The sequence below is a fragment of the Streptomyces sp. NBC_01235 genome, assembly GCF_035989285.1.
Taxonomy (GTDB): domain Bacteria; phylum Actinomycetota; class Actinomycetes; order Streptomycetales; family Streptomycetaceae; genus Streptomyces.
This window is the reverse complement of record NZ_CP108513.1, coordinates 2,925,758-2,939,427: the sequence shown is the minus strand read 5'-3', so window position 1 is coordinate 2,939,427 and position 13,670 is coordinate 2,925,758. Positions and strand designations below refer to the sequence as shown.

At 72.2% G+C, this 13,670-nt stretch carries 13 protein-coding genes, 1 rRNA gene and 1 pseudogene; 12 read left to right on the top strand and 3 right to left on the bottom strand.

What is annotated here, in order from left to right:
* Positions 1 to 74 precede the first annotated feature (74 nt).
* The 3 genes from rrf (at position 75) to OG289_RS12660 (ending at position 2,335) form a co-directional block, all read left to right on the top strand.
* Positions 75 to 191: ribosomal RNA gene (gene rrf, locus OG289_RS12670) — 5S ribosomal RNA — on the top strand.
* A 219-nt stretch (positions 192 to 410) separates the two neighbouring features.
* Positions 411 to 1,652 carry a hypothetical protein gene (locus tag OG289_RS49645; protein ID WP_442819079.1) on the top strand — a complete coding sequence of 414 codons (1,242 nt, stop codon included), beginning with the start codon at positions 411 to 413 and terminating at the stop codon, positions 1,650 to 1,652.
* On the top strand, positions 1,544 to 2,335 hold the full coding sequence (locus tag OG289_RS12660) for a hypothetical protein (RefSeq protein WP_327320659.1): 792 nt from the start codon (positions 1,544 to 1,546) through the stop codon (positions 2,333 to 2,335). Before OG289_RS49645 ends, OG289_RS12660 begins: the two co-directional genes overlap by 109 nt.
* Before the next feature lie 101 nt (positions 2,336 to 2,436).
* Here the strand turns inward: OG289_RS12660 and OG289_RS12655 are convergent, their stop codons facing one another.
* The gene (locus OG289_RS12655) at positions 2,437 to 3,720 is read right to left on the bottom strand and encodes a DUF1015 domain-containing protein (RefSeq protein WP_327314103.1); all 1,284 of its coding nucleotides are present in this window, start codon (positions 3,718 to 3,720) and stop codon (positions 2,437 to 2,439) included.
* Positions 3,721 to 3,793: 73 nt separating this feature from the next.
* Between OG289_RS12655 and OG289_RS12650 the strand changes: the two genes are divergently transcribed.
* The 4 genes from OG289_RS12650 to OG289_RS12635 all read left to right on the top strand — a co-directional run bounded on the left by OG289_RS12650 (position 3,794) and on the right by OG289_RS12635 (position 7,879).
* The gene (locus tag OG289_RS12650) at positions 3,794 to 4,822 is read left to right on the top strand and encodes an HAD hydrolase-like protein (RefSeq protein ID WP_327314102.1); all 1,029 of its coding nucleotides are present in this window, start codon (positions 3,794 to 3,796) and stop codon (positions 4,820 to 4,822) included.
* Positions 4,823 to 4,918: 96 nt separating this feature from the next.
* Positions 4,919 to 5,962: a FecCD family ABC transporter permease gene (locus OG289_RS12645; protein WP_327314101.1), complete on the top strand. Its 1,044-nt coding sequence runs from the start codon at positions 4,919 to 4,921 to the stop codon at positions 5,960 to 5,962.
* The gene (locus tag OG289_RS12640) at positions 5,959 to 7,017 is read left to right on the top strand and encodes a FecCD family ABC transporter permease (protein ID WP_327314100.1); all 1,059 of its coding nucleotides are present in this window, start codon (positions 5,959 to 5,961) and stop codon (positions 7,015 to 7,017) included. Before OG289_RS12645 ends, OG289_RS12640 begins: the two co-directional genes overlap by 4 nt.
* Positions 7,018 to 7,063: 46 nt before the next feature.
* Positions 7,064 to 7,879, top strand: a complete 816-nt coding sequence (locus tag OG289_RS12635) for an ABC transporter ATP-binding protein (protein ID WP_327314099.1) — start codon at positions 7,064 to 7,066, stop codon at positions 7,877 to 7,879.
* Here the strand turns inward: OG289_RS12635 and OG289_RS12630 are convergent.
* Positions 7,863 to 8,210, bottom strand: a complete 348-nt coding sequence (locus tag OG289_RS12630) for an SCP2 sterol-binding domain-containing protein (RefSeq protein WP_327314098.1) — start codon at positions 8,208 to 8,210, stop codon at positions 7,863 to 7,865. The two genes, OG289_RS12635 and OG289_RS12630, sit on opposite strands and share 17 nt — an antisense overlap.
* 42 nt (positions 8,211 to 8,252) lie before the next feature.
* Between OG289_RS12630 and OG289_RS12625 the strand changes: the two genes are divergently transcribed.
* The 4 genes from OG289_RS12625 (at position 8,253) to recN (ending at position 12,137) form a co-directional block, all read left to right on the top strand.
* On the top strand, positions 8,253 to 8,531 hold the full coding sequence (locus OG289_RS12625; RefSeq protein WP_327314097.1) for a hypothetical protein: 279 nt from the start codon (positions 8,253 to 8,255) through the stop codon (positions 8,529 to 8,531).
* Between the two features lie 21 nt (positions 8,532 to 8,552).
* Positions 8,553 to 9,368: a TlyA family RNA methyltransferase gene (locus OG289_RS12620; RefSeq protein ID WP_327314096.1), complete on the top strand. Its 816-nt coding sequence runs from the start codon at positions 8,553 to 8,555 to the stop codon at positions 9,366 to 9,368.
* Entirely contained in the window at positions 9,365 to 10,270 is a 906-nt protein-coding gene (locus OG289_RS12615; protein WP_079663221.1) for an NAD kinase, read from the top strand. The genes OG289_RS12620 and OG289_RS12615 overlap by 4 nt, the downstream gene beginning before the upstream one ends.
* 148 nt (positions 10,271 to 10,418) lie before the next feature.
* Complete coding sequence (gene recN, locus OG289_RS12610; protein ID WP_327320658.1) at positions 10,419 to 12,137, top strand: DNA repair protein RecN; 1,719 nt, start codon at positions 10,419 to 10,421, stop codon at positions 12,135 to 12,137.
* Positions 12,138 to 12,195: 58 nt separating this feature from the next.
* Here the strand turns inward: recN and OG289_RS12605 are convergent.
* Positions 12,196 to 12,562 (bottom strand): annotated as a pseudogene (locus tag OG289_RS12605) (RNA polymerase subunit sigma-24); the annotation flags it as partial.
* A gap of 184 nt (positions 12,563 to 12,746) precedes the next feature.
* Between OG289_RS12605 and OG289_RS12600 the strand changes: the two are divergent.
* Positions 12,747 to 13,562, top strand: a complete 816-nt coding sequence (locus tag OG289_RS12600) for a hypothetical protein (protein WP_327314095.1) — start codon at positions 12,747 to 12,749, stop codon at positions 13,560 to 13,562.
* Positions 13,563 to 13,670: the final 108 nt, after the last annotated feature.

Sequence of the window (13,670 nt, the reverse complement as noted above, 5' to 3'; positions counted from 1 at the left end):
TGAGGCAACGACTGTTGCCGGCTAGAGCTGAAAACAAGTAAAAAGTGTGCTTGTTCGCTCGAAACCATTAGGGTTTCGGTGGCCATAGCGTGAGGGAAACGCCCGGTTACATTTCGAACCCGGAAGCTAAGCCTTACAGCGCCGATGGTACTGCAGGGGGGACCCTGTGGGAGAGTAGGACGCCGCCGAACAATCTTTGGAAGGACCCTTGGTCCCAGCGTTCAGCTGGGACCAAGGGTCCTTTTTGTTTTTCCGAAGCGCGCCGGGTACCCGAGTGCGCGAGAATGTTTGCGGTACCGAAGACAGGAGTCACCCGATGTCCACCAACTCTCCCGACGACCGACCGGAGCGCGACCAGCGGCGACGGGACAGTGGGGACCGCGGCGATCGCGGCGCCAGCCGCGGGGATCGTGGCGGCTTCCGTCGCGACAACGACCGTGCTGGTCACGTCCGTCGCGACGATCGTCGCGATGACCGGGGTCGTGACGAGCGGAGCCGTGGTGAGCGTGGTGAGCGCCCCGGTTTCCGTCGGGACGACCGGCGTGACGATCGGCGCGATGACCGGCGTGACGACAATCGTGGTGGGTTCCGTCGCGATGACAATCGTGGTGGTTCCGGTGATCGTGATCGTGATCGCGGTGGATTCGGCCGTCGTGACGATCGTCGTGAGGGTGATCGTGGTTCGCGTCCGGCGTTCCAGCGTGACGACCGTGACCGCGGACCGCGTCGTGACGACCGTGGGGACCGGCCCGGTTTCCGCCGGGACGACCGTGGTGAGCGTCCCCCCTTCCGTCGTGACGACAACCGTGGTGAGCGCCCCGGTTTCCGTCGTGACGACAACCGTGGTGAGCGCCCCGGTTTCCGTCGGGACGACCGGCGCGATGACCGGCGTGACGACAATCGTGGTGGGTTCCGTCGCGATGACAATCGTGGTGGTTCCGGTGATCGTGATCGTGATCGCGGTGGATTCGGCCGTCGTGACGATCGTCGTGATGACCGTCGTGAGGGTGATCGTGGTTCGCGTCCGGCGTTCCAGCGTGACGACCGTGACCGCGGACCGCGTCGTGACGACCGTGGGGACCGGCCCGGTTTCCGCCGGGACGACCGTGGTGAGCGTCCCCCCTTCCGCCGGGACGAGAGGCGTGACGACCGCCGTGACGACCGTGGTGAGCGTCCCCCCTTCCGCCGGGACGAGAGGCGTGACGACCGCCGTGACGACCGTGGCGAGCGTCCCCCCTTCCGCCGGGACGACCGTGGCGAGCGTCCCCCCTTCCGCCGGGACGAGAGGCGTGACGACCGCCGTGACGACCGTCGGGGCGATGACCGCGGTGGTTACGTCCGTCGTGACGACAGCCGTGGCGAGCGCGGTGGCTTCCGTGGGCGGGACGACCGGGGTGCTCGTGGTCCCCGTCGCGACGACCGCGGTGCGCGGCCCGGTGGTTTCCGGGGCCGTGACGGGCGCGACGACCGTCGCGACGACGGGCGTGGCGGCGGCGGCCGCTTCCGTGACGAGCGGGACCGGGACCGTGAGCCGATCAAGCGGCTGCCGATCCCCGAGGACGTCACCGGCGAGGAGATCGACAAGGACGTACGGCAGGAGCTGCAGAGCCTGCCCAAGACGCTTGCCGACGACGTCGCCAAGAACCTGGTGATGGTCGCCCGGCTGATCGACGAGGACCCCGAGAGGGCGTACGCCTACTCCAAGGTGGCCCTGCGGCTGGCCTCGCGCGTCGCCGCCGTGCGGGAGGCGGGCGGGTTCGCCGCCTACGCCAACCAGAAGTACAGCGAGGCGCTCGCCGAGTTCCGGGCCGCGCGGCGGATGACCGGCGGCGTCGAGCTGTGGCCGGTCATGGCCGACTGCGAGCGTGGGCTCGGGCGGCCGGAGAAGGCGCTGGACATGGCCGGTGCTCCCGAGGTGAACAAGCTCGACAAGGCCGGCCAGGTGGAGATGCGGCTCGTCGCGGCCGGCGCCCGGCGTGACATGGGTCAGCTGGACGCGGCCATCGTGACGCTGCAGAGCCCGGAGCTGGCCTCCAGCTCCGTCCAGCCGTGGACCGCGCGGCTGCGGTACGCGTATGCCGACGCGCTGCTCGCCGCCGGGCGTGACGGTGAGGCGCGGGAGTGGTTCGCGAAGGCCGTCGAGGCCGACCGGGACGGCAGCACGGACGCCTCCGACCGGCTCGCCGAGCTGGACGGAGTGGACTTCGTCGACGCCCTCGACGAGAGCGAGACCGAGAGCGAGAGCGAGACCGAGAGCGAGAGCGAGACCGAGAGCGAGACCGAGGAGGCTGTCGCGGAGAAGGCCGAGGACGAAGCCGACCGCGACGAGGACTGACGCACGTCGGTCAGCCAGTCGTTGAGCACGAAGGGGCGGGACCCGGTGACACCGGGTCCCGCCCCTTCGTGCGTTCAGGGCGTTCAGGGCGTTCAGGATGGTCAGAGGTCGAGTGCGCGCAGGACCAGACCCGAGGCCGGCTTCGGGCCGAACGATGTCGACTTGCGGGGCATCGTGACGCCCTGGCGGGCGAGGTCGCGGACGACCTCCTCGCGGACGGGGTGGAGAAGGACCGCCGTACCGCCGTCGCGCTCCGCCTTCTCCACCGTCGCGGCCGTGTCGTGGATGTAGGCGATGCGGCTGGGGTCGTCCTCGGGGACGTTCCACAGGTGGTCGAGGAGCGTGGCGTGCAGGACCGTCGCGTCCAGGGTGCGCCAGGCCGTCGGGCGGTCGGCGGGGATCGTGCGGTCGAGGAGCACCGGGTCAGGGCGGTCGAGGAGGTGGAAGGCGCCGTCGCCCGCCAGGAGGAAGGCGTTGCCGGCGCAGGCCGCGTCCGCCAGGGCGTCGAGGGCCTGCGGGAGGGGGACCGCCAGGCGCCGGACGCGGAACCGGCCGTCGAGCGCGGTCAGGGCCTCCGCGACCGGCAGGCCGTGCAGGAGGCGGTGGATGGCGCGGACGCGCAGGGGGTAGCGGGCGGTGTCGACCAGGAGGACCAGGCCATGGTCCCAGGGGCTGGGGGAGGGGTGTTCCGCGCGTAGCCGGAGGTACGTCGCCCAGCGGTGGTGGCCGTCGGCGATGAGGGCCTGGTGGCGGGCGAGGTCCGCCTGGACGCGGGCCGTCTCTGCGGGGTCGGTGAGCGCCCAGAGGCGGTGGCTGTAGCCGTCCTCCGTGGTGGTGGACAGCAGCGGCGGGTGTTCCGCCGTGCGGTCCACGATCTCGGCCGCCGTGCCGTTGCCGCGGTAGGTGAGGAGCAGGGGCTCGAGGTTCGCGCGCGTGGCGCGCATCAGGGCCGCGCGGTCGGCGACGACGTGCGGCATGACGTCCTCGTGGGGGAGGACGATTCCCTCCGACGGCTCCGAGACGCGCAGGGTGCCGATGAGGCCGCGCTGGAGCATGCCGTCGGAGTGCCGCTGCTCGTAGACGTACAGGGCGGGCTCGGGGTCGGCCGTCAGGATGCCCTCGGACAGCCAGCGGCGCAGGGCGTCGGCGGCCTGTTCGGTGCGGGCCGTGGGGGTCGTGGCCTGAGGGAGGATCAGACGGACGATGTTGTACGGGTCCGCGTCCTGGAGATGGTGCAGGCCGTCGGGGCGGACGACGACGTCGTACGGCGGGGAGGTGACCGCGGCGAGGCTGCCGACCCGGTCGGGGTCGTAGCGCAGGCCTCGGAACGGGGTGAGTTCCAGGCCTCGGGGCGCCGTTGCTTCCGAGCGACCTGCTGTGTTCATCCCGGCATCGTACGTGTGTCAGTGGCGTGCGGGATGATCGAGGGAAAGCGGATCGAACGAGGAGCGATGTGGAATGAGCCGGAGCGTCAGGACGAGGCCCGAGGGCAGTGGGCAGGCCCTGAGCGAGGCGTACGACACGGCGCTGCTCGACCTCGACGGGGTGGTGTACGCGGGCGGCAACGCGATCGCGTACGCCGTCGAGTCGCTGGCCACCGCGCGGGCGGGCGGGATGCATCTCGCGTACGTCACCAACAACGCGCTGCGGACGCCGGACACGGTCGCCGAGCATCTCACCGAGTTGGGGATACCGACGGGAGCGGACGACGTCATCACCTCGGCGCAGGCGGTCGCGCGGCTGATCAGTGAGCAGGTGCCGGCGGGGTCGCGGGTGCTGGTGATCGGCGGGGAGGGGCTGCGGGTCGCGCTGCGGGAGCGCGGGCTGGCGCCGGTGGAGTCGGCGGACGACGATCCGGCGGCCGTCGTGCAGGGGTTCGGCGGGCCGGACCTGCCGTGGGGGCGGTTCGCCGAGGCGTCCTACGCCGTAGCGCGCGGGGTGCCGTGGTTCGCCTCCAACACCGACCTGACGATTCCCAGCGGGCGGGGGATCGCGCCGGGCAATGGGGCGGCGGTGGAGGTCGTGCGGATCGCGACCGGCGCCGAGCCGCAGGTCGCGGGCAAGCCGCTGCCTCCCATGCACCGGGAGACGATCCTGCGCACGGGCGCCGAGCGGCCGTTGGTCGTCGGGGACCGGCTGGACACGGACATCGAGGGCGCGTTCAACGGGGAGGTCGACTCGCTGCTCGTCCTGACCGGTGTCACCGACGGGGCGCAACTGCTCGCCGCGCCGCCGCAGCACCGCCCGACGTTTGTCGACAACGACCTGCGGGGGCTGCTCACCGGGCAGCCGGAGGTCGGCGTGGCGGGCGACGGGTTCCGGTGCGGTGGCTGGACGGCGACCGCGCGGGCGGACCGCCTGGAGCTGGAGGGCGAGGGTGAGGCCCTGGACGGGCTGCGGGCGCTGTGTGCGGCGGCCTGGACAGCGGCGGGGGACGGGAGTTGTGAGCTGGACGGGGGGAAGGCGCTGGCGCGGCTGGGGTTGTGAGGCCATGAGCCTCTGAGAGGCCCCGAACCTGTGAACCCGGCAACGGTCGTGACCAGGGGATCGAGGAAGGTTGGCAGGGTAGGCTAACCTAACTGCGTGTTGGTCGACAGTGTTCCCGAACAGCGCGCGGAGACAGCCCCCGCGCCCCCTGGCCGCCGGGCGATACGGTCCGTCGGTCTGCTTGGCGCCGTGGCGGTCCTGGTGGTGGTGGCGGTGGCGAGCATCGCCGTCGGGGCCAAGGAGTTGTCCGTCGCGCAGGTCTGGCACGGGTTGTTCGAGGACTCGGGGACGTACGCGGACGTCGTCGTCGACGGGCGGTTGTCGCGGACCGTGCTCGGGCTGCTCGTCGGGGCCGCGCTCGGTCTGTCCGGGGCCGTGCTCCAGGCGCTGACCCGCAATCCGCTGGCCGACCCGGGGCTGCTCGGCATCAACGCGGGCGCCTCGGCCGCCGTCGTCACCGCCATGACCTACTTCGGTGTCACGAGCCTTACCGGCTATGTGTGGTTCGCCTTCTTCGGGGCGGCCGCGGTCGGTGCGCTGGTCTGGTTCCTCGGTGGCAGCCGGGGGGCCACGCCGGTGCGGCTCGCGCTCGCCGGCACCGCGATCAGCGCCGCGCTCTACGGCTACCTCCAGGCCGTGATGATCATGGATGACGCGGCGCTGGCCAGGATGCGTTTCTGGACGGTGGGCTCACTGTCCTCGGCGACCGACGAGACCATCTGGCAGGTGCTGCCCTTCCTGGTCGTCGGCACGTTCCTGGCGTTCGCCCTCGCCCGGCCGCTGAACGCCGTGGCCATGGGCGACGACACGGCCAAGGCGCTCGGCGCCGATCTCAACCGGACCCGGGCGCTGTCGATGCTCGCGGCGACCGTGCTGTGCGGTGCCGCGACCGCGGCCTGCGGGCCGATCGTGTTCGTCGGGCTGATGGTCCCGCACGTCGTGCGTTCGTTCACCGGCCCCGACCTGCGCTGGATCATGCCGTACGCGGCCATCCTGTCGCCGGTGCTGCTGCTGGGCTCCGATGTCCTCGGCCGGGTCGTCGCGCGGCCGTCCGAGGTTCAGGTCGGCATCATCACCGCGATCATCGGCGGCCCGGTCTTCATCTTTCTCGTACGACGGCGGAGGACGGCCCAGCTGTGAAGACCGCGCAGAAGACCCCTCATGGCCCTCGTGCGCTGCGCACACCGGGCGGGCTCTCCGTCCGGCTGGATCCGCGGGCGCTGATCGTCGTCGTGCTGCTGGTGGTCGCCGCGCTCGCCGTGAGCGTGGTGCTGATCGGCACCGGCGACTTCCCGATCTCGTCCGGTGACGTCGTCAGGACGCTGCTCGGCGACGGCAACGCCGGGCAGGAGTTCATCGTCAACGAACTACGGCTGCCGCGCGTGCTGGTGGGGCTGCTCGTCGGCGCCTCGCTCGGGCTCGGCGGCGCGCTGTTCCAGGCCGTGTCGCGCAACCCCCTGGGCAGTCCGGACGTGCTGGGGCTCGGGCAGGGGGCGACGGCCGGGGCGCTCGTGATGATCGTGCTGTTCTCCGGGAGTGCCGCCCAGGTGACCGTCGGCGCGCTGATCGGAGGGCTGGTGACCGGGGCGCTGATCTACCTGCTCGCGTGGAAGCGGGGCGTCCACGGGTACCGGCTGGTGCTCGTCGGCATCGGCGTCTCGGCGATCGCGACGGCGGTCAACGGATACCTGCTCACCGAGGCCGACTTCGTCGACGCGGCGCGCGCGGTCGTCTGGATGACCGGCACCCTCGACGGCCGGGACTGGAAGCAGGTCTGGCCGCTGCTCGCCCTGGCCTGCGTGCTCGTGCCGCTCGTCCTCGCCAACGCGCGCGGGCTGCGGATGATGGAGATGGGCGACGATGTCTCCCACGCGCTGGGGGTGCGCGTGGAGCGGGTGCGGCTGCTGCTGATGGTGTCCGCCGTGCTGCTCACCGCGGCCGCCACCGCCGCCGCGGGCCCCGTGAGTTTCGTGGCGCTCACCGCGCCGCAGCTCGCCCGGCGGCTGACCCGTTCGCCCGGTCCGAACCTCGTGCCGTCCCTGTGCATGGGCGCCGCCCTGCTGGTCATCGCCGACTGGGCCTCGCAGCGGCTCTTCGGCGACGGACAGCTGCCCGTGGGCGTGGTCACCGGCGTGCTGGGCGGGGTCTACCTGCTGTGGCTCCTTGTCACCGAGCGCAAGGCGGGCCGGATATGAGCACCACCCCTCTCGAAGACCGAGGGACGAACAACGAAGGAGCACCGTGAACCGCCTCTCCGCCGAGAACGTCACCCTCGCCTACGACCAGCGGGTCATCGCCGAACAGTTGTCGGTGGAGATACCCGACAACTCCTTCACCGTGATCGTCGGCCCGAACGCCTGCGGCAAGTCGACGCTGCTGCGGGCGCTGTCGCGGATGCTGAAGCCGAGCCGGGGCCGGGTGCTGCTCGACGGGCAGGTGATCCAGTCGATGCCCGCGAAGAAGGTCGCGCGGACGCTGGGGCTGCTGCCGCAGTCGTCCATCGCGCCCGACGGGATCACCGTCGCCGACCTCGTCGGCCGTGGCCGCTACCCGCACCAGGGCATCCTGCGGCAGTGGTCGGCCGAGGACGAGCGGGTCGTGCAGGAGTCCATGGCGCAGACCGGGGTCGCCGAGCTCGCCGACCGGTACGTCGACGAGTTGTCCGGTGGCCAGCGGCAGCGTGTGTGGATCGCGATGGCCCTCGCCCAGCAGACCCCGCTGCTGCTGCTCGACGAGCCGACGACCTACCTCGACATCCAGCACCAGATCGACGTACTGGACCTGTGCGCGGAACTGCACGAGGAGCAGGGGCGCACGCTCGTCGCCGTGCTGCACGACCTCAACCACGCCGCCCGCTACGCCACCCACCTGATCGCGCTGAAGGGCGGCGAGGTCGTCGCGCAGGGCGCACCTGACGACGTCGTCACCGCCGGGCTGGTGGAGGAGGTCTTCGGGCTGCGCTGTCAGGTCATCGAGGACCCGGAGACGGGGACGCCGCTGGTGGTGCCGGCGGCCCGGAAGGCACGCGCACGTGAGACGGTCACAGCAGCTTCCTGAGCTGGAACAGATCCCGCAGACCGGCCTCCAGCTTCACCCGCCCCGAGCCCCACGCCTTCGCGAAGTTCAGTTCGCCGGTGACCAGTGCGACCAGGTCGTCGCCGGTCATGGTCAGTCTGATCTGGGCCTTCTCCCGAGGAAGCCCCTGCAGGGTGTCATGCACCACGATCCGGCCGCCCGTCATGCGGCCGACGAACGTGACGTCCAGGTCGGTGATCCGGCAGCTCACCGAACGGTCCAGGGCCGCGGCCGCCCGGACGTTCCCTTCGGCGCTGCCCATGCTGTCGGAGAGCTTTTCGAGTGCGGCGCGGCACTCCTCGATCGTGGCCATCGCGCTCGACGGTACCCCAGCGGTTCGAGGTAGCGTCTGGGCATGAGCGACACAGTGCCGGAGGCGGAGCCGGAGAGCCCGGCGCCAGAACCGGAGTACGACCCCGCCGCCCCCGCCCCGCTTGCGGTCCCCCGCACGCCCACCGGCAACGCCGAGGTCGACGCGCAGCTGGACCGGCTGGGCGACGCCGACCACCTCGCCACCGACGGGCATCTCGAGGTGTACGAGGATGTACACCGGGGGCTGCGCGACGCGCTCACCGCGCTCGACGCCCGCCCGGGACCTCCGGCGCCCCCGACGCCGTATGGCAACAGGCACTAGGCAACAGGAGCTGAACCGAACGTGGCAGGAGTCGCACGCCGCCGTCTGGACGCGGAGCTGGTCCGCCGGAAGCTCGCGCGCTCGCGTGAGCATGCCGGGCAGCTGATCGCCGCCGGGCGGGTCAGCGTCGGCAAGACCGTCGCGACCAAGCCCGCCACACAGGTCGAGACGGCGGCCGCGATCGTCGTCGCCGTCGATGACGACGACCCCGACTACGTGTCCCGGGGCGGGCACAAGCTCGCCGGCGCGCTGGCCGTCTTCGTACCGCAGGGGCTCCTGGTGGAGGGGCGGCGGGCGCTGGACGCCGGGGCGTCGACCGGCGGGTTCACCGACGTGCTGCTGCGGGCGGGAGCCGCGCACGTCGTCGCCGTGGACGTCGGATACGGACAACTCGCCTGGTCTCTTCGGAGCGATGAACGCGTCACCGTCAAGGACCGTACGAACGTACGCGAGTTGACGCTTGAAGCGATCGATGGGGAGCCTGTGGATCTTGTCGTGGGGGACTTGTCCTTCATCCCGCTCGGGTTGGTCCTGCCCGCCCTGGCGCGGTGCACCAAGCCGGACGCGGACCTGGTGATGATGGTCAAGCCGCAGTTCGAGGTGGGGAAGGAACGGCTCGGCAGCGGGGGTGTCGTACGCAGTCCGCAGTTGCGGGCGGAAGCCGTGCGGGGCGTGGCCGGGAAGGCGTGGGACCTGGGGCTCGGGGTGAAGGGTGTCACCGCCAGTCCGCTGCCCGGGCCTTCGGGCAATGTCGAGTACTTTCTGTGGCTCCGGGCCGGGGCGCCTGCCCTCGACCCGGCCGATGTTGACCGTGCAGTTGCGGAGGGGCCGCGTTGACTCAGAACCGAGCTCGTACTGTTTTCCTGCTCGCCCACACCGGGCGGCCCGCGGCCATTCGCAGCGCCGAGCTGGTGGTCAAGGGGCTGCTGCGCGAGGGCATCGGGGTGCGCGTCCTGGAATACGAGGCCGCCGACCTGCCGCTGCCCGACGAGGTGGAGCTGGTCTCCGAGGCCACCCCGCAGTGCCTGGAGGGGTGCGAGCTGCTCATCGTCCTCGGCGGTGACGGCACGCTGCTGCGGGGCGCGGAGTTCGCGCGGGCCTCGGGGGTGCCGATGCTGGGCGTCAACCTCGGCAGTGTCGGCTTCCTCGCCGAGGCCGAACGGGACGACCTCGACAAGGTCGTCGACCGGGTGGTGACGAAGGCGTACGAGGTCGAGGAGCGGATGACCGTCGATGTCGTCGTGCACCGCAACGGGGACATCGTGCACACCGACTGGGCGCTGAACGAGGCGGCCGTGCAGAAGGCCGGCGCGGAGAAGCTGCTCGAAGTGGTGCTGGAGATCGACGGTCGGCCGGTGACCGGGTTCGGGTGTGACGGGATCGTCCTGTCGACCCCGACCGGATCCACCGCCTATGCGTTCTCCGCCGGCGGGCCCGTGGTGTGGCCCGAGGTCGAGGCGTTGCTGATGGTGCCGATCAGCGCGCACGCGCTGTTCGCGAAGCCGTTGGTCACGTCGCCGGACTCGGTGCTCGCTGTCGAGGTGCTGCCTCATATTCCGCCGGGCGTTCTGTGGTGTGACGGGCGGCGGACCGTCGAGTTGCCTGCGGGGGCTCGGGTCGAGGTGCGGCGGGGGGCTGTGCCGGTTCGGCTCGCCCGTCTGCATCACGCTTCGTTCACCGACCGGCTGGTGGCGAAGTTCGCTCTGCCCGTTTCCGGGTGGCGGGGGGCTCGGCACTAGGCGGCCCCGCGCCCCCGAGCGACTCCACTCACCTGGGTGACACGTAGCGGCCGATACACATTCTTCACCTGCGGCTTCCCCATCCGGGGCCGGGGGGCGTCGCACTTCCTCCCCCCGACCTCGTAAGGTCTTGTCCGTGTTGGAGGAGATGCGGATACGGTCGCTCGGAGTCATCGACGACGCGGTCGTCGAACTGTCGCCCGGCTTCACCGCCGTCACGGGTGAGACGGGTGCGGGCAAGACCATGGTGGTGACCAGCCTCGGACTGTTGCTGGGCGGACGCGCGGATCCCGCGCTCGTGCGGATCGGTGCCGAGAAGGCGGTCGTGGAGGGGCGGATCGCCCTGCCCGCGGGCGCCTCGGTGGTCGTGCGGGCCGAGGAGGCCGGGGCAGAGCTGGACGACGGGGCGCTGCTCATCAGCCGGACCGTTTCCGCCGAGGGGCGGTCGCGGGCGCACGTGGGCGGGCGGAGTGTGCCCATGGGCGTGCTCGCCGAGCTCGCCGACGAGCTGGTGGCCGTGCACGGGCAGACCGACCAGCAGGGGCTGCTGAAGCTGTCCCGGCAGCGGCAGGCGCTCGACCGGTACGCGGGCGACGCGGTGACCGTGCCGCTCGCCAAGTACACCGAGGCGTACCGGCGGCTGCGGGCCGTGGCCGTCGAGCTGGAGGAGATCGTCACGCGCGCGCGTGAACGGGCTCAGGAAGCCGACATGCTGCGCTTCGGGCTCGACGAGATCGCCGGCGTCGAACCACGCGCCGGGGAGGACGTGGAGCTGGCGGAGGAGGCCGAGCGGCTCGGGCACGCGGAGGCGCTGTCGTCCGCCGCCACGGCCGCTCACGCCGCGTTGGCGGGCAACCCCGAGGATCCGGAGGGCATCGACGCCGCCACGCTCGTCGCGGGCGCACAGCGGGCCCTGGAGGCCGTCAGGTCGCACGATCCGGCGCTGGCCGCGCTCGCCGACCGGCTCGGGGAGATCGGGATCCTGCTGGGCGATGTGGCGGGCGAGCTCGCGGGGTACGCCGACGACCTCGACGCCGATCCGCTGCGGCTCTCGGCCGTCGAGGAGCGACGGGCCTCGCTCACCGCGCTCACCCGCAAGTACGGGCAGGACGTGAACTCCGTTCTCGCCTGGGCCGAGCAGAGCGCCGCCCGGCTCACCGAGCTGGACGGCGACGACGAGCGCATCGACGAGCTGACCGCCGAACGGGACGCCCTGCGGGCCGAACTCGGCGGGCTGGCGCAGGCGCTGACGGACGCGCGCACGGAGGCCGCCGAGCGGTTCGCCGCCGCGGTGACCGCCGAGCTGGCCTCCCTCGCGATGCCGCACGCGCGCGTGTCGTTCGACATCCGGCAGACCGAGGACCCGGAGGGCGTCGAGGTCGGCGGACGTGCCGTGGCCTACGGGCCGGCCGGCGTGGACGAGGTCGAGCTGCTGCTCGCTCCTCACCCGGGTGCGCCGCCGCGGCCCATCGCCAAGGGTGCGTCCGGCGGTGAGCTCTCGCGCGTGATGCTCGCCGTCGAGGTCGTGTTCGCGGGGACGGACCCCGTGCCGACGTACCTCTTCGACGAGGTCGACGCCGGTGTCGGCGGCAAGGCGGCCGTGGAGATCGGCCGTCGGCTGGCGCGGCTCGCCAAGACCGCGCAGGTCGTGGTCGTCACCCACCTTCCGCAGGTCGCCGCCTTCGCCGACCGGCAGTTGCTGGTGGAGAAGACCAACGACGGGTCGGTGACCCGGTCCGGCGTGAAGGTGCTGGAGGGCGAGGAGCGGATCCGGGAGCTGTCCCGGATGCTCGCCGGACAGGAGGACTCCGAGACGGCCCGGGCGCACGCGGAGGAGCTGCTGGCCACCGCTCGGGCGGACGGGTAGCGGCGGCCGGGGGACCAGGAGAGCCGCGCGTGTTCATGATCCTCCAGCGGCTGCTCCGTCACCGGACGCTCGTCGCAGGGGCGAGCGGGGTCCTGGATGCGACGCGGGACAGCTTGGCCGGGTCGCGGACGAAGGAGGCCGGTGATGCGGGCGTCCTGGACACGGACCGCCATGACGCCGTCGAGCTCGCCGCCCAGGTGTACGACGAGTGCCGGACTGCCGTCGACCGATCGGCCGCGGCGCCGCCTGTTTGCCGCCGTCGCCGTCGCTGACCAGGACGACCTCCGGGGCGGGCACGTCGAGGAGGCTCTGCGGGTCCCGGTCTCGAGTGCGCGCCGGAACGACTCCAGAGCCGCCCGGGTCCCGCCGGGGGAGACCGCCTGGCGAGGGCGGCGGGCGTCGACGTACCGGCGGGCTCGGTCGGCGCCGGCGTTTCCGGCAGCGGCTCGGGCAGCCGGGGTCCGACTACGCCTTCTTGCGGCGGCTCGTCGCGCGCGGCCGGTGTTCTCGGTCATCGTGTCTCCTCCGCTTCAAGGGGTTCGGCCTCAGGACACCCGGTCGATCGCTGTGACAGCGCATGCGTGCGATCTTGTTCCCTAAGGTGAGGGCATGGTCATACGAAGGGGACGTGGCCCGGCCTTCTTGGCGGCGGCCGGGCTGACGCGGGCGACGACGGCGGTGCTGCGCGCGGCGGCGCCGGGCGGGCGGGCGCGCTGGGAGCGCGAGAACCACGCGGGGCGGACGGTCGGGTTGTACTCCGGACCCGCCACCGCCCTGGCCACCGCGGTCGCGGCCCGACGGGTGACTTCGGCCGCCGCGCTCGCCGTGGCCGCCGCCGGGGCCTGCGGGGCGTACGACGATGTCGTCGGCGTCGGCGATCCACGGCGGGGCTTCCGGGCGCACCTGGGCGCGCTGCGGCAGGGCGAGGTCACGAGCGGGGCCGTGAAACTGTTCGGGATCTCGGCGGCCGGGCTGGTCGCGGGGGCGCTGCTGAAGGAGCGGTACCTGGACAAGGTGCTCGCGGGGGTGGTGATCGCCGGGGCCGCGCACTTCGTCAACCTCGTGGACGTCCACCCCGCAAGGGCCGCCGGCGCCGTGCTCGCCCTCGGCGCTCCGGGGCTGCTGCGCGCCGGGGCGGCCGGGGAGCTGTCCGCCGTGGCGGTCGGGGCCGCCGCGGCCGTGCTGCCCGAGGATCTGGCCGGGCGGGAGATGCTCGGCGACAGCGGGGCGCACGCGCTGGGCGCGCTGCTCGGGGCGGCGGTGGTGGCCGGCAACGGGCGCGCGGGGCTGGTCGCGCACGCCGCCGCCGTCGTGACCGCCGCGGTGTACGGGGAGCAGGTGAGCGAGGCGGCGAGGACCCGCCCTCGGGTGACCGAAACTCAGGTAATCGAACGGAACCCCGACTTCACTCACCCGTGTGGGTGATGCGGGGGGTGCTGTGACCGGGTGCCGGGGCGCTCGGCGGCACGGAACACCCGTGCGTGCTGGCATCCTTGGGCGTAGTACGTGGAGGAACGTCAGCGGTCCACCCCT

What these genes read in the sequence shown, in the direction of transcription:
- OG289_RS12655 (WP_327314103.1), bottom strand. Translation starts at nt 3,720, where the DNA reads ATGAACACAGCAGGTCGCTCGGAAGCAACGGCGCCCCGAGGCCTGGAA.
- OG289_RS12650 (WP_327314102.1), top strand. Translation starts at nt 3,794, where the DNA reads ATGAGCCGGAGCGTCAGGACGAGGCCCGAGGGCAGTGGGCAGGCCCTG.
- OG289_RS12630 (WP_327314098.1), bottom strand. Translation starts at nt 8,210, where the DNA reads ATGGCCACGATCGAGGAGTGCCGCGCCGCACTCGAAAAGCTCTCCGAC.
- OG289_RS12625 (WP_327314097.1), top strand. Translation starts at nt 8,253, where the DNA reads ATGAGCGACACAGTGCCGGAGGCGGAGCCGGAGAGCCCGGCGCCAGAA.
- recN (WP_327320658.1), top strand. Translation starts at nt 10,419, where the DNA reads ATGCGGATACGGTCGCTCGGAGTCATCGACGACGCGGTCGTCGAACTG.
- OG289_RS12600 (WP_327314095.1), top strand. Translation starts at nt 12,747, where the DNA reads ATGGTCATACGAAGGGGACGTGGCCCGGCCTTCTTGGCGGCGGCCGGG.